This window comes from Kribbella endophytica (assembly GCF_054781295.1).
The window spans coordinates 1,659,975-1,682,847 of the sequence record NZ_BAAGUR010000001.1 but is presented as its reverse complement, the minus strand read 5'-3'; the positions used below and the strand labels follow the sequence as shown (position 1 = coordinate 1,682,847).

The window sequence follows — 22,873 nt, the reverse complement described above, 5'->3', positions numbered from 1 at the left end:
GTTTCAGGACACCTTGACGACGACTTCCCGCGACGGCGCGTTGTCGAGCCGGTCGCCCCACACCCGCACCCGCAGCCGGTAGGTGCCGGCCTTCGTCGGCTTCCAGTAGCGCGAGTACACCCCGTTGGCCGGAATCGGCCCGTACGACGGGGTGGTGGTCCACGCCGTGCCGTTGAACACCTGCAGATCCGCGCTCAACCGCCCCGGGTACGCCGACCCGGAAACCTTCCACCAGCCGTTCACCTTCGCGGTCGGCAGCGCGCTCAGGTAGCTCATCGCGATCAGCTTGTGCGCGTTCACGTAGTCGGTGAACTGCTGGACGTAGTTCCCGCTGGCCGGGGTGTACGCGCGCAGGAACGTGTTCTGCGTGAACGCGACCGTCGTCCGGAACCGCCCTGTCGCGTCGGTCTTCACCGTGGCGATCACCTTGTCCTGGGTCAGGTGCCGCAGCTGCACGGTCGCGTTCACGGCCGGGACGAGCGCGCCTCTGGTCGAGTAGCGGCGCAGCTGGCCGGACAGCGTCGTACGGGCTGTTCCGCTGGTTCGGGCCGGCTGGTCGAGGGTGAGCACGCTGCCGCGGTAGACGTGGAAGGCCACGTTGGTCTCCAGCACGTTCGCGCCGTGCGTGACCTTGGTGATCACCCAGTCACCTTCACCGGTGCCCGCGGTCAGCGGGAGGAACCCGTACCAGGTCCAGCTCGGCGGCATGCCGCGCCCGCCCTCGTGCGTCAGCGCGACGGTCCGCTGCTGGGAGCCGTCCTTCTTCCGGACGTGCGCGACCATCCCGGAGCAGTCCTGCGGGTAGAACGCGTGCATCTCGATCGGTAGGAACCGCAACGAGTCGAGCACGATCGTCTCGACCGGCATGGTGTCCTGGCTGATCTCGGGCTGGGCGCCGAGGCAGTCGTCCGCGACGGCGGCGACGGCGGCCTGGGGCATCGCGAGGGCGACCAGCGCCAGCGCGGTGAGAACTGCCAAACGTCGACGCATGGCCGCACACTCCTGAGCTCGGGTTGCTCAGCCAGATGCATCGAGGAGCCGAAAAGTTAGTGGTGGTACGTCGCCCGCCGCATCGCGGCGCGGATCTGACGGACGCGGGCTCGGCGCGGGGCTATTCGGTCACGCAGCGCCTTGGCCTCTTCGAGCTCCCGCAGGAAGGCGGCACGGCGGCGCAGACGGTCGAGCTGCTCGGGCGACTTACCGGTGTTTTCCGTCACGGGCGCACGTCCGTCCGGTCGGTTGAGGTCGGTGCCCTGGGGCGGGCGGGACAAACCAGAATCGACTGCAGGAAAATCGTATCGGCGGCGGCGGTTTCCCGAGACGAATCGCCGACGGTAGCGTTCCGGCCATGCAGATCCTCGTCGTGGACCACCCGCTCGTCGCCCACAAGCTCACCACGCTGCGGGACCAGACCACCGACTCGCCGACGTTCCGGCGGCTGACCGAGGAACTGGTCACGCTGCTCGCCTACGAGGCGACCCGCGACGTCCGGACCGGTCCGATCACCGTCCAGACGCCGGTCGCGGAGGCGGAGGGGATCAAGCTGACCTCGCCGAAGCCGCTCGTCGTACCGATCCTGCGGGCCGGTCTGGGCATGCTCGAGGGCATGTCCCGGCTGCTGCCGACGGCCGAGGTCGGGTTCCTCGGGATGATCCGCAACGAGGAGACCTTGACCGCTTCGACGTACGCCGAACGGCTGCCCGAGGACCTGCACGGCCGGCAGTGCTACGTGCTCGACCCGATGCTGGCGACCGGCGGCACGCTGGCGGTGGCGATCCAGTTCCTGGTCGACCGCGGCGCCGACCACATCACCGCGATCTGCCTGCTGGCCGCACCGGAGGGCGTCGAGCGGATCGAGCGCGAGCTGGCCGACCTGGACGTCCCGTGCACCCTCGTGATCGCCGGCATGGACTCGCACCTGAACGAGAAGGGCTACATCGTCCCGGGCCTGGGCGACGCCGGTGACCGCCTGTACGGCGTCGCCCAGTAAGCCCGAGATCCGGCCTCAGACCAGGTCGTTGCGGTAGAAGAAGTTCGCCCGGCGGTCCCCGGTGACGCCGGAGGCGAAGCCGAAGTAGAGCCGCGCGGTCGCGTCGGTGGCGCCGTACACGGCCATCCCCTCGGCCTCGCGGTACGTCAGGCTCTTGCCGGCCAGGGTGAGGAACGAGTCGACGAGCTCGCCCTTGTTGATGTCGTAGCACCACAGCTTCGAGTTGGCCTTGGTCTCGTCCGGCTCACCCGGGTAGGCCTCGCCCTCCCAGAAGTACACGAACGAGCCGTAGAGCGCCCAGCCCTGGAAGTCGATCCCGGACGTCAGCGCCGGCTGCTTGAAGCTGGCCAGGACGGTGCTGAAGTCACCGGTCTGCGCGGCGGCCAGCGAGTAGATGTTGATGTGCATCCCGTCCGACAGCGAGTGCCGTACGCCGAGCCGCCCGTACCGCTGGTCGACGGCCGGAGTGAACACCGACCCGTTCGACACCGGCTTCCACTTGGTCAGCGAGGCCGAGTCCTTGGTCAGCGTCGCGCCGTTCTGCCACGGGAAGCGGCAGATCTGCCGACCGCGGCCGTTCGCGGTGTCGACGTCGGTCTCGGTCCAGATGTACGACGTACTGCCGACGCCCTGGGCACCGATCGAGACGCCGTGGCCGAAGCCGGTCAGGTACATGTGGCCGAGCACGGTCCCGGAGAAGTTCAGCTGGCTGAGCGTCAGCGTGCCGCTGTTGGTGGCGGTCCCGGACCTCAGCTGGGCGGTGAAGATCCGGTTGTTCGGGGTGTCGAAGGCCATCGACTGCATGACGGTCGGGCCCCAGAGCGGTTTGTGGCGGAAGAACTCGTTGGTCGTCGCGCTCATCTTGAACCGCTTGGTGGCGGGCAGCGCGTCGGCACGGACAGGGCGGGCGGAGGCGGTGGGTACTCCGACGGCGCCGGCAGCGAGGATCGCCCCGGCTCCGGTCAGCAGTCCACGGCGGGAGAGGTTGTCCATAGCCAGCGACGGTAAGAGATTTACCGCGCACTGTCAGTAGTTCGTGCAAACTTTTCTGTGAACTACTCAGGAACGAACGTTAAAACCCCTGGGGGATGTCAGCGGCTTCCAGCGAGCTGAGCTGCTCGGCGGTCGGTGCCGTGAGCTCGGCCAGCCGGTGGGCCTGCCGTTCGGTCATCTGCTGGAACATCTGCCGCGCGGTCCGCCCGTTGCCGAAGCCCTCGTCGCGCGGCATCACCTCGAACAGGTGCGTCAGCGCGGCCCGAGCATCGCCGCTGAGCTGGTACTGGTGCTCGCCCGCGTGGTACTCGAAGATCCGCACCAGCTCGTCGGAGGTGTAGTCGTCGAACAGCATCGTCCGGGTGAACCGCGACGACAGCCCCGGGTTCGACCCGATGAACCGGCCCATGTCGTTGACGTAGCCGGCCACGATCACGACCAGGTCCTCGCGGTGGTCCTCCATCATCTTGACGAGCGTCGCGATCGCCTCGGTGCCGAAGTCGTTGCCGATCCCGACCGGCGCCAGCGAGTAAGCCTCGTCGATGAACAGCACCCCACCGAGGGCCTGGTTGATCGCGGCCGTCGTCTTCGGACCCGTGTGACCGACGTACTCGCCCACCAGGGCGGTCCGGTCGACCTCGATCAGATGCCCCTTGCGGAGCAGGCCGAGCGCCTTCAGCACCCGCCCGTACAGCCGCGCGACCGTCGTCTTACCCGTACCAGGATTGCCCGCGAACACCAGGTGCCGGCTCAGCGGCGGCGCCGGCAGCCCGGCCTCCTGCCGCATCCGGACGGTCTGCATCAGCTTCACCATCGACTGAACGTCCCGCTTCACCCGGTCGAGACCGACCTGCTCCTCGAGCTCAGCGAGCACGTCCTCCAGCAACTCGTCCTCCGGCGGCGTGCTCTCCGCGAGAGCAGACACCGGTACGGCGGCCGGATCGTTCGCCGCGGCCGCAGCGCTCACGGCCGGCGTCGCAGGCGCCATCGGTGCACCGTCGATCGTGCAGTCCTCGAACACCGGATTCGCGCCGTCGTCCTGCCCGGCCGCTCCGGCGCAGTCGCGGATCCGCACGTGGCGCAGTACCGGCGAGCAGCCCGCGCTGAGGTGCAGCGCGGGGTACTGCGTGCCGACCACGTCGCAGTCGGTGTACGTCCCGGCCGCCTTCTCCGCCAGGAAGATCCCGTTCTTGGCCACGCCGGTCACGCGCAGGCCGGTCACGGTCGGCGCGACGCCGGACCACACCACCAGGCCGGAGCCGTCGCACTTCTCGATCGTGCTTCCCGCGATCTCGGCGCTCGCGCCCGAGCCGACGACGATGCCGGCCGCCTTCGTCCGGCTGACCCGGACCGCGTCCATCCGCACCATCCCGGCGCCGGACAACTCGATCCCGGTCCCGCTCGTCCCGGTTACCGAGCACGCGTCCAGGCTGGCCACCGAGTTCGACTCCAGGTGGACGCCGACCGACCCGCCGGTGATCCGGCAGTCCTCGGCGCGCAGTACGGCGTCGTCGACCACCGACAGCGCGGTCAGGCCGACGTCGGTGATCCCGCACGCCTCCAGCTCGACCCGCGACGCGCTCGTCGCGTGCACGCCGTGCTCGTTGCCCCCGCGAATCAGGCAGTCGGCGAGCCGGACGGTCGTCGTACCGGTGAGATGCAGAGCGCTGTACGCCGAACGGTCGAACCGCGTGTCGTTCAGCGTCGCCTCGGCCGCGTCGGAGATCAGCAGCCCGTTCGCCCCGGAGTCGGAGACTGTGCAGCCCTTCGCCGTCAGCTCGGCCTGGTCCTGAACGATCAGCGCGCTGGCCTTCGCCGTACGGACCCGGCAGTCGGTCAACTCGACCTGCGCGGACCCGGTCGCGTGCACCCCGGCGGCCCCGGACGAGTCGATCGACACCTCGGTCAGTACGCCGGTCGAGCTGTCCTCCAGCAGTACGCCGGCCATGCCGGTCTGTCGCAGCACGGAGTCGGTGATCGTCACCCGGCCGCCACCGCGCGAGCGGAAGCCGTAGCCCGCGGTGGACGTCATCCGGAGCCGCTCGGCCTCGATCTGCGCACCGCCGGACAGCACGATGCCGATGCCGTCGATCTTCTCGATGCTGGAGTCCTCGATCCGGGCGCGGACCCGGCCGGACAGGTGCATCGCGGCCAGCCGGCCGTCGCTCAGCGCCGACCGGCGGACCAGGACCGTCGTCACGCCGTACCCGGTCAGGTCCTGACTCGGGCCGCCTTCGTTGCCGCGGGCATGGATCCGGCTGCCGGTGACCAGGCAGTCCTCGACCAGCAGCCCGGCACCCGGCGCGATGCCGATCGCCGGGGTCCCGCTGTCGTCGGCGGCCCCGACCACCAGGCCGCGCAGGGCGCACTCGAGTCCGTCGGCGACGATCGCCGGTTCACCGCTGCCGGCCACGCCGAGCACCTCGACGCTGCCGCGTCCCTGCTCGGAGACCAGCGCCAGCGACCGGTCCAGCACGATCTGCTCGTCGTACCGGCCGGCGGCGATCAGGACAACGTCGCCCGGGCTCGCGGCCTTGACCGCGTCGGCGATGCGCCGAAAGGTCCCGCGCCCGCCTTTAGGGGCCACATACCTCGTAGTCACTGAGCTCCTTGTTGCGTACCGGGCGGCAGCACGAGACCCGAGTTCGTGGTCTCCATCGGAGGCACGGTAACACTGGGCGGAAGGACCAGCGGGCGCGACCACGCGGGGTCCATCGAGGCGCGGATCGCGGGTCCGAGGAAGGCCATCGCCAGCCCCTTCTCGAAGAACTTGAGCCCGAACCCGGCCGCGATGTCGGCGATCCCGCCCTTCTGGAAGTACCGCCCGGCGCCGAAGCCCAGCCCGATCGAGCGCAGCATGCCGAGGCTGTTGGCCACCGCGTACCCGGTCGCGACCGACATGCCGCCCTCGGCCATGGCCTGCCAGCCGGTCAGCTTCACCGGCTTCCCGTCCGGCCCGGTGACGCCGAAGATCGCGGCGTTCATCGTGCCGTTCACGAACCCGGTCAGCGGCAGCATCAGCATCCCGAAGCTGTAGTCGAACGTGCCGCCGCGCCACTTGGCGACGCCGGTGTGACCTGCCCACTCCACGCCCCAGCTGGCGTTGTTGTTGGTCGGCCGGTTGGTGACGAGCTTGCCGCTGTCCAGGTTGCCCATCGTCGACTTCAGGTCGCGCAGCGACCCGCCGAGCCGGGTCTCGGTCAGCGCGGTGCCGGCCACCGTGCGCAGCGTCGTACCGACCGCGGCGTTCATCAGCGCCTTGAGCGCGTCGTTGCCGCTGAACGGCTTGTTCTGCGCCTCGGCGATGATCGCCAGGATGATCACGCTGGCCGCGTAGTCGAGCACGAACTCGGTCGACGCGGTGAGCAGCATCTTCTGGACCAAGGCCCGGCTGTACGACGCGTAGTTGGCCTCGATCCGGCCCGTGGTGCCGCCCGGCCGCAGCGCCTTTGGGTCGATCGTCCAGTCCGAATGCATCAGCCACGGCTGCCGCTGAGCGTCACCGATCCGCGAGTTCCAGCCGCGGAACTCGGTCATCGCGCCGCGGAAGTCGTACTCGTTGCCGGTCAGCCGGAGCCGGCCGTCGCGCAACTCGAAGACCAGGCCGTTCTGCGACCGCTCGCCGACCACACCGCCGGTGTCGTCCCACAGCTTCCACTGGCCGTGGATCTTGTCGGTCTCCAGGAAGTTGTCGCCGGACTTGACCCGCTCGCGAACGATCTTGTCGAAGTCGAACTCCTTCCACTGCGCCCGGTCGCTCACCTTGGTCGCCGCGTCCACCTCGTACTCGCGGACGCGGACGGGCCGCCCGTCACCGACGTGCTGCGGGGTCTCGAAGCGCACCTGCCGCATCAGCTGCGGCGTACCAGGCTGGAAGTCCACGTGGTACTTGGCATTCTGGCTCCAGCGCGGCGACCAGGTCCCGTCGCCTGTGCCCCAGCGCCGGTCGAACGTCATCGCGCCGTCGACCCGCTGCCCGAACTTGTCGAACTCGGCGCTGTGCCAGTTGTTGTTCGCCGACTTCCACGAGTCGACGTACCGGCCCTCGTCCAGCATGTGCCGGTCGCGGATCAGGTTGCCGCCGGCATCGAAGTCGCGGAACGAGTTGTCCCAGCTGATCGACTCCTCGCGGGAGCCCTTGAAGTGGAACCGGTCGCCGTGGTTTCCGGTCGGGGCGCCGTTGACGTCCAGCTCGCGCCAGGTCCACGACGACGAGTCCGCCGGTCCGTTCGACTCGATGTAGCGCTGCGGCTGGTTCGGCCGTACGCCGGGCGCCAGATGCTGCTCACCGACCAGGTTGCCGTGCGGGTCCCGCTGGAACCAGACCTTGGTGTTACCCGCCTCCGGGAACTCGCGGACCTGACCGCCCGGCTCGCTCTTGCGCACGATCACCCAGTCCGGGCCCTGGCCGGGACGGCTCGGACCGGGCAGCTGGACGAAGTCCTCCCAGGTGTTGTTGTTGCTGTCGAACACCCGCCAGCCGCGCGAGGTCTCGTTGTCCCACGCCTTCGCCGTCCGGCCGTTGAGGTTCGGCAGCGCGGTCTCCGGTGGCTTGACCTGGTCACCGACCTTGAGCTTGCTGCCGTCGTGCAGCTTGCCCTCGAACCGGACCAGGTTGCCGGCCATGTCGACGTCGGTGATCGACTCGTCGCCGGCCTGGTACCGGACGCCACGGTTGTTGCCCCCGGCACCGGAGGTCTCCCAGCGGTGGATCTGGTACTGCGGGTCCTTCGCGATGTGCGAGGTGAACCCGTCGAAGGTCCGGTTGTTGTCCTGCACGAGTTCGCGGAACCAGACCGGCGGCCGCTGCTCACCGACCCGGCTGGCCGACACGATGCCGCCGTTGTCCAGCTTCTTCCCGCTGCCGATCGACTTGTCACCGGTCCCCCGGACGTCGAACTCCCCGGAGCGGGTGACGACGCCGGCGTCGGCCTCGAGCTTGAACTCCTGGTACCGGCGGGCGGTGTCGACGCCGTTCCAGGTACCCCACTTCTGCTGCGCGATCTCGTCCTGCGTCCCGATCCGGACCCGGTCGGTGAAGCCGTCGCCGACCTTCTCCCAGGTCCGCGAGCCGGACGCGACCAGGCCGCCGTCGGCGTCGTACCGGTTCCAGGTCCAGTTGCCGTCGGCGCCGCGGGTGGCCAGGACGTGGCCGGGGATCTCCTTCTCGGCCTTGCCCATCGGGGTGATCTGCTCGGCGATCGGGTTGTCGTACTTCTGCAGGCCCTGCTGGTAGTGGTGCACGGCCCGGCCGTTGTGGTCGACGTCGCGCCAGGAGAAGCCGCCGGTGTCGAACTCACGCTTGCCCCAGTTCGAGATGCCGCCGGTTGCGTCGTACGTCGCCCAGGTGGTCCGCCGCTCGAACGTGCCGAAGCCGAGGGTGTCGGTCTTGCGGAAGCTGTCCAGGATCGTGCCGCCCGGCAGGAAGCGCCGTTCGAAGACCTGGACCTCCTTGGCGGTCGAGCTGAGGAGCTTGATATTGCCGTTGCCGACACCGGTCACCTCGACCTTGCCGTGCAGGAAGCCGCCGGTGGTGACGTTGTCCATCACACCACCGCTCCGGCTCCAGGTGTTGTTGACCCGGTCGACGACGTACGTGTAGATCGTCGACCGCCCGTTGTCGACGACCTTGAAGCCCTGCTCGGTGAGCTGTCCGGTCGGCGAGTACTGGTGGTACTCGCCGTTGCGCGGGCTGCCGTTGAGCGTGAGCTCGACCTTGATGTTGCCCTGGGCATCGATCGTCGCGCGGTGCGGCGTCGGGACCGCGGTGCCGTGCAGATCGGTCCAGGTGATCGTGCCGTCCTGACCACGCGTGATCCGCGACCCGAGCTGCCCGGCGCCGAGCGGATCGAGGTCGGTGATCTCGTCGACCAGCTCGCCGGTCGCGTCGTACCGGTAGGCCTTGCTGCCCTCACTGACCTGGAAGTGACCGCCAGGAAGGGAATCCAGCTTGGTGCCCGGGTTCTGGGTCAGCAGCTCGTGGGCGGTCGTCAGGCCGGTGTTCTCGACCTTGACCGTGACGTCGCCGGGCAGCTGCTGAATCCGGACCTCGATCGTGTCCTGCGGCCACGACGCCGGCCGCGGCATCGGGGCGAACTCGTCGCTGTCGTGCAGGATCGTGCTGCGCAGCTTGGCGGCGATGTCGCCGAGGTCGGTCGGCTGCCACGGGCCCTTGGTGATCTCGCGGCCGCCGCCGGTGAACGTCACCGACACGGTGTCGTCGGTGACGTTGCGGGTGATCGTGACAGTGAGCTGATCGGTCGAACCCGGCCGGCTCATCGTGAGCGTCGTGAGGTTGCCGTCGGCACTCTTCGTCGTCTGCACGTCGGCGTACTTGTACCCGTGCCAGTTGGCGATCGACCGCTCGTCGAAGGCCCGCACCAGATCGTCGTACGCCGTGGCCGTCGGCATCCCCTGCCACGGCTCGCGGATGAACCCGCGCAGCTTGTCGGCCGGGATCTGCACCGCCTCGACCGGGATGACCTTGAGCGTCACCCCGTCGACCACGACCTCCTTGTCCGGGCCGGTCCGGACCAGCGTGGTCGGCGCCAGCGTGACCTCGGACTGCGCCTGGTTCAGCGCGGGCGCGTCGGCGTCGAGCTTGGTGTAGCCCGGCGGGTACGACATCGCGAGCTTGCCGTGCCCGGCCGGTACGTCGATTTCGAACACGTAGGTGTTCTCCGGCAGGCCCTTGCGGGTCCACTCGACCTGGAACGCGAGGTCCTGCGACGTCGAGCTCGGCACCCGCTCGACGAACTCGGTCGCCTGCGCGGTCGCCCGGTCCATGTCAACGCTGCGGTACAGCGTCATCGGGCGGTCCGGGCCCTTGAAGAGCAGCTCGCGGGTGACCTGGTCGAAGCGCAGCGTGTCGTTGATCAGGTCGTCCGACGCGGTCTTCACGAACCCGCCGTATCCGCGCTTGCCGGTGAACGCCCCGGTCTGGACCTTGCGGATCAGCGCGTGCACGCCGCTGTTCTTGTCGAGCGCCTCGGTCAGGTGCAGGCGGGACGTGTCGACGGCGTTGTTCCACCGCGCGGCGTCGCCGGTGAACCCGTCCGGCAGCGCCGCCGGGGTCAGCTGGGTCGTGGTCGGGTGCGGCGCCTCGAACATCCCCTCGCGGGTGTAGACCTGCGGACCGTCCGGCGTCGCGATCACCATGCTGTCGTCGGTCAGCTTGACCGGCCACGAGTGGCCGAGCGAGTCGACCACCTGGCCGGACTCCGCCACGCCGCTCCGGTTCAGCGTGATCATTACCGAGCGGCCCTCGAAGGCGCCGTTGACCAGCGGGAACCCGTCGCCGACGTGGACGAGCTTACCCAGGAACGGCTTGAACAGCCACGTCTGCGCGTGCCCGTAGCCGTCGCCGGTCAGGCGATGCACCGCGACCAGGCCTTCCGGCGTCATGCCGGTCCGGAACCCGTTCGTCGCGCCGCTCAACGAGACGGCACCGTCGTCGAGCGTCACCTTCAGGCCGAAGCCCGGTATGTCGACGGTCTTGGGCCGCCCCTTCGCGACGATCCGCGGGCGCTCCTTCAGCGAGTCGATCCGCAGGTCGTCCAGCTGGCGCAGGAGGTCGTCGGCCGACATCTGGTGCCTGGTCAGGAAGGCGCCCTTGACCGCGTCGAACCGCTGCTGCGCGAGCTCCAGCCCGAGGTTCGCGCGCTGGCCCATCGACAGTCCGGACGACGGCCCGTCGGTCCGGCCGGCGAAGTTGTCACCGGTCTTGCCGGCCGCGACGTACTCGTCGTACGCCTTCTGGACGGCCTTGAAGTCGTGCATCCGCTGCGCGACCGTCAGCTCCGAGTCCCCCGTACGCCGGAACAGGTTCGTGTGCGCCGCCGCGTCGTCGGCGAACGACTGACCCGCCGGCTCCGGCATCCGCCGCCAGGCCAGCGGCTGCAGCTTGCCCGCGAACACGTCGCTGTTGTTCAGTACGCCGGCCCGCAGGTCGGTCGCGATCCGGGCGAAGTCCGTCCCGCTCCACGACCCGCCGAAGAAGCGCTCCCCGTTGAACCGGGCCACGACGGAGACCGAGTCCGCGTCAACGTTCCGGGTCACCGTGATCACCAGCTCGTCGGCGGTCCCCGGCTTCGTCACCTTGATCACGTTGGTCAGCCGGTCGACGCTGATCGTCGACGTGGCGTTCACGTCGGTCATGCCCTGGAACCTGCGCAGCCCGTCCGTCGACAGAGCGTTGGCGAAGTCGTCGAAGGCGGTCCCCGACGGCAGACCGGTCCACTCCTGGCGGATCAGTTCGTCGTACTTGGACGGCGGCAGCTGCTCGGCGCGGACCGGGATGATCGTCAGGTCGTCGACGACCCGGTTCTCGCCGGTCCGGATCAGCGTGGTCGGCGCGAGCGTCACCTCGTACTGGGCCTGGTTCACCGCCCGCGCGTCGCCGGCGCCCGGCGTGTAGCGCTCCGGGTAGGCCATCGCGAGCTTGGTGTGCTGCGGCGGTACGTCGATCTCGAACACGACCCGGCTGCCCTTGACGCCGTTGTCGGCCCAGGTGCGCTGGAAGTCCATCCCGTTCGAGGTGGACGACGGGAGTCGCTCGACGAACTCGTCGGCCTTCGCCGCGATCGGGTCGAGCGACATGCCGCGGTACAGAGTGACGCGGGGGTTCGGGCCGTGGAACGCCGTCTGGCCCGCGGTCGTGACGAAGTCGTCGACCTTGCTGATCAGGTCGTCGGCGTCCGTCATCGACAGGTCGACGTACCCGCCGTAGCCGCGGTGCGAGGTGAAGGACCCGTTCGCGACGTCGTCCATCAGCCTGCGGATCGAGTCGTCGCTCGCCGCCGCGGTCAGGTGGGTCCGGGACAGCTGGACCGAGTCGGCCCAGCGCTGCGCCGCGATCGGGTCGGTGAGATGCGTCGCCACCGGCGTCGGCGCGTTCGCGGTGAGGCCTTCGTCCAGGCTCTTGAACGCGCCGGTCGTGCGGTCGTACTTCAGCGCGCCGCCCGGCGAAGCGATCGAGATCGTGTCGCCGTTCGCCTTGACCGGCCAGCGGGCGCCGCCGAGGTCGTCGATCGTTCCGGCGTACAGGTTGCCGGTGAAGCCCTCGTCGGTCATCCGCAGCCACTGCCCGTGGAACGCGTTGCCGTCCAGCTGCAGCGACTCACCGGTCAGCCGCAGGCCGCCGCGGCGCATCGGCTGGTACTCCCACGTGTGCTCGACGTTGCCCTCGCGCGTCAGCTTGGTGACCGACACCGAGGTACCGGAGTTCTGGACCTCGATCAGGCCACCGCGCGGAGGCTCGACCGCCGTGACCGTGCTGCCCTGCACGGTGATCCGTACGTCGCTGGGCAGGTCGTGCGTCTTCAGGGTCGTGTCGGCGATCGGGTTCATCCGCACCGAGGGGCCGCCCACCGGCCGATCGGGTCCGGCACCGACGAGTCGCGGCCGCTCCTTGAGCGACGTCGCGAGCAGGTCGTCCAACTGTCCCCGCAGTACGTCGAACTGCGTCCCCGGATGGTTCGACTCGAACAGCTGCTTCGCCGCGGTGAACTGGTCGTACGTCGCCCGCAGGTCCTGCAGCGCACTGTCGCCGACCGACGGGCCGCGGGACGAGCCGTCGGCGCGACCGCCGAACTTGTCGTAGTTCGCGCCGGCCGCGCGGTAGTCGTCGTACGCCTTCTGGACCTTCGAGAAGTCGTCGATCCGGGTGGTCAGGTCCGCGTCGGTGTCCCCGGCCCGGCGGAACAGGTCCACCCGGGCCGCGTTCTCGGCGTCCCAGACCTGGCCGATCGGCTGCGGCTCCGCCGCGTTCTTCCAGGCGGCCGGCTCGATCCGCCCGGCGAACTGCTCGCTGTTGTGCAGTACGCCGCCGCGCAGATCCGTGGCGATGTGTGAGAACTCGGCCTTGCTCCACGCCTGGTCGAAGACCATGTCACCGTGCAACTGGCCGCTGGTAACGCGGACCGAGTCGCCCTCGCGGGTCACGGTGATCACCATCTGCTCGGCCACACCCGGCTTGCTGACCGTGATCGTGCGGACCAGGCCGTCGGAGCTGAGCGTCGAGTGGGCCGTCACGTCGGCCATCCCGTCGAACTTCCGCAGCGCGTCGACGGAGAAGGCCCGGGCGAAGTCGTCGAAGGCGACCTCGGACGACAGTCCGGACCACTTGGCGGTGATCACCTCGTCGTACAGCGACGGCGGGATCTGCTCGGCCTTGACCGGGATGATCGTCATCCCGTTCTCGATCCGGACGTCGCCGTTGCGGACCAGCGTGGTCGGGGCGAGCGTGATCTCGAACTGGTCCTGGTTCCAGGCCCGCGCATCACCGGCGCCGCGCTGGTAGCCGTCCGGGTAGGACATCGCGAGCTTGCCGTGGGCCGGCGGTACGTCGATCTCGAAGACGACCCGGTTGCTCAGGACACCGTTCTTGGCCCACTCGTCCTGGAACTTCAGCGTGCTCGACGTCGAGATCGGCAGCCGCTCGGTGAAGGTCGCCGCCTTCGCCGCGGCCGGGTCCATCGACACCCCGCGGTACACGGTGATGTTGTCGGCCGGGCCCTTGGTCAGCAGGTCCTGCGTGACCGAGTGGAACGTGCGGACCTTGTTGACCAGCGTCCCGTCGGCCAGGGCGCCCGGGTTCACGAACCCGTCGTACCCGCGCTTGGACGTGAAGGAGCCGCCCATCACGTCCTTCATCAGGTTCTCGACCGGCTTGTTCACCGCGGCCTCGCCGAGGTGGACGCGGGACTGGTCGGCCTGCGCGGTCCAGCGCGTCGCATCGGTCACGTCCGGCGGCGGCACCGGCCGGCCGAGGCTGTCACCGGTGTGCGCGACCTGGCCCTGGAAGTTGCCGCTCCGGTCGTACTTGAAGACGCCGCCCGGCGCCGCGACCACGATGTCGTCGCCGGTCACCTTCAGCGGCAGACCACCATCCAGTAGGCCGTCGAGCTTGCCTGCCATCCCGGTCGCCGAGCCGAGGCGCCCGGCCAGCGGGCCGTCGGCGAGGTGGAAGCTCTGGCCGATCAGGTTCGGCCGGCCGAAGCCGAGCCGGAAGGTCCAGCTCCGGATCGCGTCGCCGCCCGTGCCGAGCTCGCTGACGGTCACCTCGCGACCGTTGACCGAGCCGGTGAACGAGTCCGCGCGGCTGCCCTGGAACGTCACCGTCGTACCGCTGACCTCGTACGAGACTCCACCGCCGGGGACCTCGAAGGACCGTCCGGCGCCGTCCAGCTTGGCTCGCTTCGGCAGCTTGTCGATCGTGCTCGCGACGTCGTCGAACTCCACGTCGTGCTTGCGCTTGAAGCCGATCTTCGCGGCGTCCAGGTCCGCTTGGGCCGCCTCCAGGTCGAGGCGGACCTGCTGGCCGATCGGCAGGTCGGACGCGGGACCGTCGTTGCGGCCACCGTGCAGGTCGAAGTTGTGCTCCGCGCGCTGCAGGTTGGTCTGCGTCTGCTGCAGCCGCGCGACGTCCTCCATCCGTACGTCGACCATCGCGTCGGAGTCGCCCGGCTGCCGGACGACCTGCAGCTTCGCCGCCAGGTCCTGCTCCCACTGCGGGTGGAAGGCCGGCTGCTGGTTCCAGGCGGCCGGCTTCGACATCCCGACGAACAGGTCGTTGTCGTACAAGGTCCCGGCCCGCAGGTCGGTCGCCAGGTGGCCGAACTCGTCGCCGGCCCAGGTCCCCTTGACGCTGGTGATGCCGTCCGCGGTCGTGGTCACCGTCACCGAGTCGCCGGACCGGGTGACCGTGATGGTCAGGTCGTTCCCGGCGAAGCCCGGCTTGCTGACGGTGATCGTGTTCACCAGGCCGTTGTCGCTGACCTTGGAGGTCGCGGTGACGTCGGCCATGTTCGAGAACTTGCGCAGCGGCGCCTGGTCGAACGACGACGCGAACTGGTCGAAAGCCTGCTTCGAGGAGAGCCCGTCCCAGCGCTCGAGGATCAGCTCCTCCACGTCGTACGGCTTGATCTGCTCGGCGCGGACCGGGATGACGGTCAGGCCGTCCTTCTGGAAGGAGTCCCCGGTCCGCTTCAGGATGGTCGGCGACAGCGTCACCTCGAACTGCTCCTGGTTCAGCGCCCGCACCTCGCCGACGCCCGGCCGGTAGCCGTCGGGGTACGACATCGCCAGCTTGCCGTGCGTCGGCGGGACCTCGATCTCGAAGACGACCCGGCTCTCCGGAGCGGTCGCGCTCTTGGACCACTCCTTCGGCTGGAAGTCCCAGGCGCTCGACGTGGAGATCGGCAGCCGCTCGACGAACTCGTCGCCCTTGGCGAACTCGGCGTCGAGCTTCACACCGCGGTAGACCTTCGTCGGGCCGACCGGGCCCTGGCCGAGCAGGTCGTCAGCGATCCGGTTGAAGTCGTCGACGGCCTCGGTCAGCCGCTCGGCGCCGCCGGCCCGCAGTACGTCGGGATCGACGAATCCGCCGAAGAACCGCTGGTTGGTGAACGTGCCTTCGCGGATCTTGAGCATCATGCCGCGGACGCCGTCGACCTCGTCCATCGCCGCCATGTGGGTGCGCGAGAGGTCGACCTGCGCCTTCCACTGCGCCTTGCCCAGCTCGTCCCCGTCCAGGCGGCTCGGCAGCTGCAGGTCCGGCCGCGGACCGGCAACACCGGGCTCGACCCGCAGGAAGTTCCCGGCCCGGTCGTAGAACTCCGGGCCCTGCGAGCCCGGCACCCGGAACTCGCCGGTCGAGCTGGAGAAGCTGACCGGCACCCGTCCGCCGTGGGCGTCGGGGATGATCGCGTTCTCGGGGATTCCCAGGCTGATGTCGGTCGTCAACCGCTGCCCGCCCGCGCCGCCGCCAGGCCCGAGCACCAGCTCGTCTGCCATCAGCATCGGATCACCCGTACGGCGGTTGAGCTGGAACGTCAGCGTCCGCAGCCCGTCGTCGCTGGTGACCTTGAGCGTGTTGCCGGTCAGGACGCTGTCGTACTCGCCCGCCCGCGAACCCATGAAGTTGGCTCGCGTCCCGTCGAAGCTGAACGTGACACCGCCGCCGGGCACGACAACTTCCTTGCCTCCGGCACCGAGTGCGCGCGGCCGGTCCTTGAGTGAGTCCATCACCAGGTTGTCCAGCTTCTGCTGGAGCGCGTCGACCTTCAGCCCGTGCTTGGCCTCGAAGGTCACCGTTGCCGTGTGCAACTCGTTCTGCGCCCGCTGCAGCCCGGCCCCGATGTCGGCGCCCGCCGCCGGGCCGGTCGACGAACCGTCGATCCGGTGCCCGCCCGCGGCCACGTCGTCCAGGGCGACCTTGACGTTGGTCTGCGCGACCTGGACCTCGCGGAAGTCGTTGATCCGGCCGTTGAACGCCGCGTCGGTGTCGCCGGCCTTCCGGAACACACTGGTCTTGATCGCGAGGTCGGTCTCCCACGCGTCGCTGAAGGACTGGGTGTTCGGCCGGACCGGACGCGGCAGCTCCTTCAGCGGGTCGAGCAGCAGGTCGTCGGCCGCGTTGGTCCGGACGTCCACGTGCGTGGACCCGGTGTCGACCGCCCGGCCCTTGCCCTTGACGTCGACGTGCACGGAGCCGCCGAGGTCGTCCGGCGGCCGCGGTGCCGGCGTACCGGTGATGTCCGCCCACTTCTCCGGGTGGCTCGCGACCACCCAGTCGGCCTTCTGCTGCGCCGTGGAGACGTTCAGGATCTTGGTGGTGCTCCAGTCCGCCTTGTCCGGGAAGCTGCCGCGGTACCAATCCCCGAACGCGTCGGCCCGGTCGGGGTCGCGGACGAACGTGTTGATGTCGCGGACCGCCTGCGGACGTCCCGCACCGAGGTCGTTCAGGCTGCCGGTGACCGAGACCGCCGGAGCCTTCTGGTGCGGTACCAGGCTCTTCAGCCCGTCCGGAACCTCGCGGAACTCGAACAGCAGCGCCTTCTCACCGGCGATGACGGCGTCGTTGATGCCGTGCCCGGCGACCTCGCCGCCACCCAGGATGTACGCCTTGACCTGTGTCCACGCGAAGTCGTTGCCGCCCGCGGGTGTCGGGAGGTCGCGCAGCAGCTTCAGCGTCGCGAGCCGGTCGGCGTTGGTCAGGGTCTCGAGCACGACCTTCGGCTGGGTCCGCGGCAGCACGCCCCAGTCGTTCTTCACGGCCGGGTCGGTCAGGCCGCGGTGCGGAACACCGCCCGGGTACTCGCCGATCGCGATGCCGTGCTTCTCCACCTGCTTGCCGGTGAACGTCATGATCGACTTCAGGTACGCGTACGAGCCCTCGACGGCCGCGGGGTCGTCGAGGCCGCCCTTGATCGCGGCCAGCGCGCTGTCGTTGCGGAACTCGGCCTTGTACCAGGGGTTGTCGGCCAGCAGCCGCAGCTCGTTGCTCGCGCCGCTGCCGAAATCCGCCGCCTTCACGCCGACGGTGATCTGCTGCCCGGTCGGCGGCATGTGCACCGAGCCGACGTCGTCGAGGCCGAGTCCGTTGCCTCCGGCAATGACGTGCTTGTGGTTCGTGATGTGCAGCTCGAACCGCCCGTCGGGACTCGTCACCACCTTCATCGGCTGGTGGTTCGCGTCGTTGAGCTGCTTCTTGAACGTGTCGAGCAGGAAGTTCGCGGCGTCGTCGCCGAGCTTGGCGCCCGCGTCGTCCCCGATCCTGCCCGGGTAGCTGACCAGTTCCACCGTGTGGGTGTTCCACTTGCCGGCGACCTGCGGCATCCCCTCGGGAGCGCGGTAGGCCCCGTTGCTCATGTCCTTGGTGACCATGATCAGCGGGTCACCGGTGTCCACCCGCTTGACGAACGCGAACACCCGGCCGGTGCCCTCCGGCATCGCCACGACGAACCCGCGCAGCTCGCTCTCGTGCCCGAACGACGCGCTGTCGAACTCCTTGCCGAACTTCGGCGCCGGGACGTCGATCGGCCGCCCGGCCGCGGAGACGCTCGGCCCTTGCCCGCGACTCGCAGTCGCGGGCGGCGGAGGCGGCGGCGCGAGGTGCGCGGCCGGCGGGGGCGGGGGCGGAGGCGGCGCGAGGTGCTGCGCGGGGGGCGGAGGCGGTGGGGGTGCGACGTGCGTGCCGGCCGGCATCGGCGCGTCGGTGGACCGTCCGTCCATGCCACCGAGCAGCCGCGGCCGTTCCTTCAGCGACTCCAGCGTCAGGTGGTCCAGCTGCTGCTTGAGGCCGTCGGCATCCATTCCGTGCTTGCCCGCGAACTCGGCCTTCGCCACGTTCAGGTCGGCCTCGGCGGCCTGCAGATTGACGTGCGCCTTGTCGCCGACCGACGGGCCTGTCGAGGGGCCGTCGATCCGAAGGCCGTTGATCGCGACGTTGTCGGCGGCTGCGTCGTACTTGGCCTGCGCCCGCAGTACCTGCCCGAAGTCGTCCATCCTGGTGTTGACGACCGCGTCGGTGTCGCCCGGCTTGCGGAACACCCCGGCCTTGGCCGCGAGGTCGTTCTCCCAGGTCCCGCCGAGCGACTGGCTCTCGAACTTGCCCTGCGCGGTGTAGACCGTGCGGATGCCCTTGCTGTCGATCACCTGGAGCTGACCGGTGTCGAGCTGCCGGATCGTCACACCGTCCGGTACGGCGTCGCCGGCGACCGTGGTGACCCGGATGTCGTGACCCGCGCCGGCCGGGATCACGATGTGGTCGTCCGGCCGCAGCATGCCGTCGGCCTTGGTCAGCCGCAGGCCCTCGTCGAGCTTGAGGCCGTCGGTGTCGAACCGGATGGTGTTGCCGGTCGCGGTGTCGGTGAACCGGATGTTGCCGCCGGGCAGCACGTCCATCCGGCCGTTCGGGCCGCCGCCGTACAGGTGGTAGTTGCTGACGCCACCTTCGGTGCGGGTGACCTTGACGAGGACGTCCGGACGGTCCGGGATGCCGTTGAGGGTGGTCTCGGCCCGGCTGGCGATCGTGTTGGTGCCGACGCCCGAGGTGGCGATGTCGCCGCCCTTGGCCAGCGAGTAGCCCGGGTCGTGAACGGGCCGCGGCGTGACCGGGACCAGGTGGGTGTCGAGCGCCTGGACCGGCGCGTGGCCCGGGACACCGGCCTGGCCGATGTTCTGGATCGGCGTCGTGCTGGTCGGGAGCGGCTTGTCGCCGACCAGGATCGTCGGAGTGTGCTGGTTCGACCCGGCGTTCGCCGGCAGGTCCTGCTTCAGGGCGGCCGGCGGCGTGACGCCGTTCTGGCCGGCGGTGTGCACGGTGGTCGGCTGAATGTTCAGGTCGACGGCCCGCTGCGGTACGGCGACCGGCTGCACGTTCACCGTGGGGACGACCGGCGCGTTCTGCGAGCCGGCCAGGCCCGGGTTGTCGACCTTCATCGTCGCCGGGGGCGGCGTCTTGAGGTCGGCGCCGGCCAGGTTCGGGTTGACGTGCACGTCCCCGGCAGCCTTGCCGGTGTTGACCGCGGGCGGCGTGACGCCCTGGGTCGTCACGTTCGGGTTGTGCACCAGGTCGAGCGCGGCGTGCACGCGGTCGAGGCCCTGCGCCGACACCGTGTGGGTCGCGTTGAAGGTCGGGCCGCCGGGCGCGTTGAAGAGCTCGTGGGCGATCGACCGGATCTGGCCGGCCTGGAAGCCGTTCGCGGCGCCGTCGAAGATCTGGTTGCCGAGGTGCGGCGAGACGGCCGGCGGGTTGTTCCGGATCGAGGAGCCGGCCAGGTCGTTCAGGGTGGTCGAGCCCTGCGGGTTCGACACGTGCAGCGAGCTGACGTTGATCGCGGGTGGGTTCACGTTGGTGCCGCTGAGGTGGACCGACCCGACCTCCGGCGTACCGATGTGCGGGGTGGGGATGCCGTTCACCCCGGTGGTGCCGATCGACACGTTGTTCACGTGCGGCGACGGGATGTTGCCGACGCCGATGTTGCCGATGGCCACGTTGTTGACCTGTACGGCGGGTGGCGTCGCTCCGGTCGCGATGTCGATCGGCTTGACCGCCACGTTGGGCAGCGGCGGCGACACGTTGCCGAGCGCGACCGACGGGAGCGAGGGGGTGTTGACGCCCGCCGTACCGATGACTGTGGCCGGCGGGACGTTCGGGATGTGCACCCCGGCATTGCCCGGGATCTCCAGGCCGCCCGGGGTGGTGATGGTCGGCGCCACCGTCTTGCCGAAGTCGCCGGTCTTGAGCGGGACCAGGTCGGGCAGTTGCGAGGTGATGTTGCCGCCGCGGAAGCCGGCGCCGATCGCGATGTCCGGCATCTTGATGTGCAGCGGTTCCATCCGGATCGGATCGACCAGGTGCTGCTGGAAGCTCTTCCAGAAGCCGTTGTTGCCACCGGTCTCGATCGGGGCGCCGCTGATCCCGCGCAACGGGGCGATCTTCATCGGCAGACCGAAGACGTCCTTGCCCAGTACGCCGCGGCCGATCACGCCGACCTTGAGCGCCTGGGTGAAGGCCTGGAAGTTGGTCAGCCCGAGCGCCTTGAAGGCGCGGATCTCGTCGGCGGCGACCGGCAGGAAGATCCGGGTCCACTGCAGGTTGCCGAAGTGCGCCTTGGTGAAGTTCCAGGTCCCGCTCAGGCCGGTCTTCAGGCCGTTGCCGATCGCCGAGAAGCCGCGGCCCAGCGCCGGCGGGATCGCGGCGATCGCGGTGGTCAGCTTGCTGATCCCGTTCAGCGCGATCTTGCCGAAGTTGTTGGTGAAGTTCGCCGCGGCGATCGGGAAGTTGCGGATGTTCTTGATCACGTGCAGGCCGGTCTCGGTGATCGCCAGCGTGCCGATCGCGGTCAGGCCCTTGAGCCCGCCGAGCAGGCCCTTGAACGAGAAGGTCCCGCTGAAGATGTTCTTGATGCCCTGGGTGATGCCCTTCACCCCGGCGCCGATGCCCTTGCCGACCGCCTTGATGATGCTGAAGATCGGCAGCGCCTTGGTGGTCGGCGCGATCAGGCCGAGGCCGGCCAGGAACAGGTCGAGGAAGTTCGCGTCACCCTTGGCGACGTCGACGATGGTCTTGATGAACAGCGCCAGGTTCACGCCGAGCGCGATCAGCGCGATCGGGCCGCCGAAGATCAGCGCCGGGATGATCAGGATGATCGCCAGCCACTTGAAGGCCTCCCAGAACGCCTCGCACTCCGAGATCGGCAGCTGGATGTCGGAGACGCCGTTGATCTTCCCGGCGAACCCCGAGGCCTGGTCGGACTGGTAGTCACCGGCCGACTTGGCGGCTTCCTTGTGGGTGTCGCGGTTCGGGTCGTCCTCGGCCAGGCCACGCCCGGCCGCCAGCGCGGCGTCGGCCTTGCTCTGCTGGCTGATCACGACCTCACGCCAGTCCCGCAGCGCCTGGGCCGAGGTCTCGAACGCGGAGGCCACGTCCTCGACGTGCCCGCGCAACCGGCCGTCCACCTTGCCGCGCAGCGCGTCGGCGGTCTTGCCGACGAAGACGCTGTCGGAGTTCTTGTTCATCACGGCCTCGATCGCGGTGATGATCTCCCGCGCCTTGCCGCCCATCTTCTGCAGGCCGTCGGCCAGGCCCTTGATCTTCTCGGGGTCCCCGGGCGTGGGGTCACCGCCGAGACCGATCGCGTCCCAGTCACCCGGCCTTGGCATCGCAACCCTCCTCCAGCTGAAGTGGCCCTCCGACAGTCCACGCGTGAGAGCGCTCCACGGTTCAGTGCGGCGGCAGGAAAACTTCTCTGAACCTGAAACGCCCCCGCGGCGTGGTCTGGGTGGAACCGGCTGGACAGCGGGAGGCGCGATGGCCGACATCAAGATCGACTACAACCTGCTCAACGACGCGAAGAAGGACCTGCACGACCTCGCCGAGGGGCTGATCCCGTCGATGGACGACGAGGTCTTCCAGTCGCTCGGCGACGGCACCGGCGACGACGTCCTGGGCAGCAGCGAGATCTCCTCGGCCGTCTACTCCCTGCACTCCAACGCCGAGTACACGATGGGCAAGGCCAAGGACGGCCTGACCAAGCTCGGCGACTCGTTCGGCTCGGTCGGCGAGGCGTTCCTGCAGTTCGACGCCGAGATCGCCCAGGGCATGCACGCCACCAACAGCAACCTGGCCCTGTCGAACTACCAGCGCGAGAAGTCCACCTGGGACTACTACCAGGAGCACAAGGACCAGTGCGTCGGCGACGACCAGCCCGACTTCTGCAGCGCCACGAACCCCGGCGACGCGCCGCCGCTGGACCAGACGATCGTCACCGACCGGGGCAACGTCAACACGCACCTGACGCTGGACGACCAGGGCAACGTGGTCAAGGAAGAGACCACGGTCACGTACGACGGCAAGACGTACACGTCGGTGACCAACTACAGCGACGGCGGCAACAAGATCGTCTCGGACAGCACCTACCCCGACGGCAGCACGGTCCACAACGAGACCACCGTGTCGGGCGACCCGAAGGACCAGACGTCGCACAGCGTGTCGACGAGCACCGACACCGACGGCAAGAAGGACGTCACCGAGACGAGCACCACCAAGGACGGCAGCGGGACCCAGACGGTGACCAACTCCGACGGTGAGGTGCACAAGTTCACCCGCGGGCCGGACGACTGGCGCGGCACCAGCCAGGAGTGGGTCGAGACGCCGGAGAGCGTTGACGACAACAACACCGAGGACAACGACGACACCGACTACCCGGCCTGGACCGGGAGCAAGGTCTGACCGACCCGAGAAGCGAGCGGAACCGAAACATGGCGCAAGACGGCATCAACCTCGAGTACGGGAAGATCGAGGAGGTCTCCGGCCTGCTGAGCAACGCGAACGCCCAGATCGTGCCGCAGATCAACAACCTGCGGACCCGGGTGAACACGCTGGTCGAGGACGGCATGGTCTTCAAGACCTCCAGCGACACCATCCGCAACCTCTACAACACCTTCGACTCCTCGCTGCAGGACGCGGTCCAGGGCATCAAGGAGTTCTCCTTGATGTTCGACAGCATCGAGCAGAACGCGAAGGACTTCGACCAGGGCATCAAGGACGCGCTGCCCTCCTGACTGTCCCCACGTTTTCCAGCCAACCAAGGAAGTGAGCAA

General features: G+C 69.1%; 8 protein-coding genes. 3 read left to right on the top strand and 5 right to left on the bottom strand.

Features of this window, described 5'->3' with window-relative positions; genetic code table 11:
- Positions 1 to 3: 3 nt before the first annotated feature.
- Positions 4 to 990 (bottom strand): hypothetical protein, encoded by a 987-nt coding sequence (locus ACYVIO_RS08075; protein ID WP_460650025.1) that lies wholly within the window; start codon positions 988 to 990, stop codon positions 4 to 6.
- Between the two features lie 56 nt (positions 991 to 1,046).
- Positions 1,047 to 1,217 (bottom strand): hypothetical protein, encoded by a 171-nt coding sequence (locus ACYVIO_RS08070; RefSeq protein ID WP_344177013.1) that lies wholly within the window; start codon positions 1,215 to 1,217, stop codon positions 1,047 to 1,049.
- Positions 1,218 to 1,348: 131 nt separating this feature from the next.
- Between ACYVIO_RS08070 and upp the strand changes: the two genes are divergently transcribed.
- Positions 1,349 to 1,990 carry a uracil phosphoribosyltransferase gene (gene upp, locus ACYVIO_RS08065; RefSeq protein ID WP_460650024.1) on the top strand — a complete coding sequence of 214 codons (642 nt, stop codon included), beginning with the start codon at positions 1,349 to 1,351 and terminating at the stop codon, positions 1,988 to 1,990.
- A 15-nt stretch (positions 1,991 to 2,005) separates the two neighbouring features.
- On the opposite strand, the gene ACYVIO_RS08060 is transcribed toward upp, so the two are convergent.
- The 3 genes from ACYVIO_RS08060 to ACYVIO_RS08050 form a co-directional block, all read right to left on the bottom strand.
- Entirely contained in the window at positions 2,006 to 2,983 is a 978-nt protein-coding gene (locus ACYVIO_RS08060; protein ID WP_460650023.1) for a phage baseplate protein, read from the bottom strand.
- A gap of 79 nt (positions 2,984 to 3,062) precedes the next feature.
- Entirely contained in the window at positions 3,063 to 5,585 is a 2,523-nt protein-coding gene (locus ACYVIO_RS08055; protein ID WP_460650022.1) for a right-handed parallel beta-helix repeat-containing protein, read from the bottom strand.
- Positions 5,582 to 21,433 (bottom strand): actin cross-linking domain-containing toxin, encoded by a 15,852-nt coding sequence (locus tag ACYVIO_RS08050; RefSeq protein WP_460650021.1) that lies wholly within the window; start codon positions 21,431 to 21,433, stop codon positions 5,582 to 5,584. Before ACYVIO_RS08050 ends, ACYVIO_RS08055 begins: the two co-directional genes overlap by 4 nt.
- Before the next feature lie 148 nt (positions 21,434 to 21,581).
- Between ACYVIO_RS08050 and ACYVIO_RS08045 the strand changes: the two genes are divergently transcribed.
- Both ACYVIO_RS08045 and ACYVIO_RS08040 read left to right on the top strand, forming a co-directional pair.
- Complete coding sequence (locus tag ACYVIO_RS08045; RefSeq protein WP_460650020.1) at positions 21,582 to 22,502, top strand: hypothetical protein; 921 nt, start codon at positions 21,582 to 21,584, stop codon at positions 22,500 to 22,502.
- 29 nt (positions 22,503 to 22,531) lie between these two features.
- Entirely contained in the window at positions 22,532 to 22,834 is a 303-nt protein-coding gene (locus ACYVIO_RS08040; RefSeq protein ID WP_344177025.1) for a hypothetical protein, read from the top strand.
- Positions 22,835 to 22,873 lie beyond the last annotated feature (39 nt).

Coding starts and splice junctions, on each gene's coding strand:
- ACYVIO_RS08075 (WP_460650025.1), bottom strand. CDS start 990: ATGCGTCGACGTTTGGCAGTTCTCACCGCGCTGGCGCTGGTCGCCCTC.
- upp (WP_460650024.1), top strand. CDS start 1,349: ATGCAGATCCTCGTCGTGGACCACCCGCTCGTCGCCCACAAGCTCACC.
- ACYVIO_RS08060 (WP_460650023.1), bottom strand. CDS start 2,983: ATGGACAACCTCTCCCGCCGTGGACTGCTGACCGGAGCCGGGGCGATC.
- ACYVIO_RS08050 (WP_460650021.1), bottom strand. CDS start 21,433: ATGCCAAGGCCGGGTGACTGGGACGCGATCGGTCTCGGCGGTGACCCC.
- ACYVIO_RS08045 (WP_460650020.1), top strand. CDS start 21,582: ATGGCCGACATCAAGATCGACTACAACCTGCTCAACGACGCGAAGAAG.
- ACYVIO_RS08040 (WP_344177025.1), top strand. CDS start 22,532: ATGGCGCAAGACGGCATCAACCTCGAGTACGGGAAGATCGAGGAGGTC.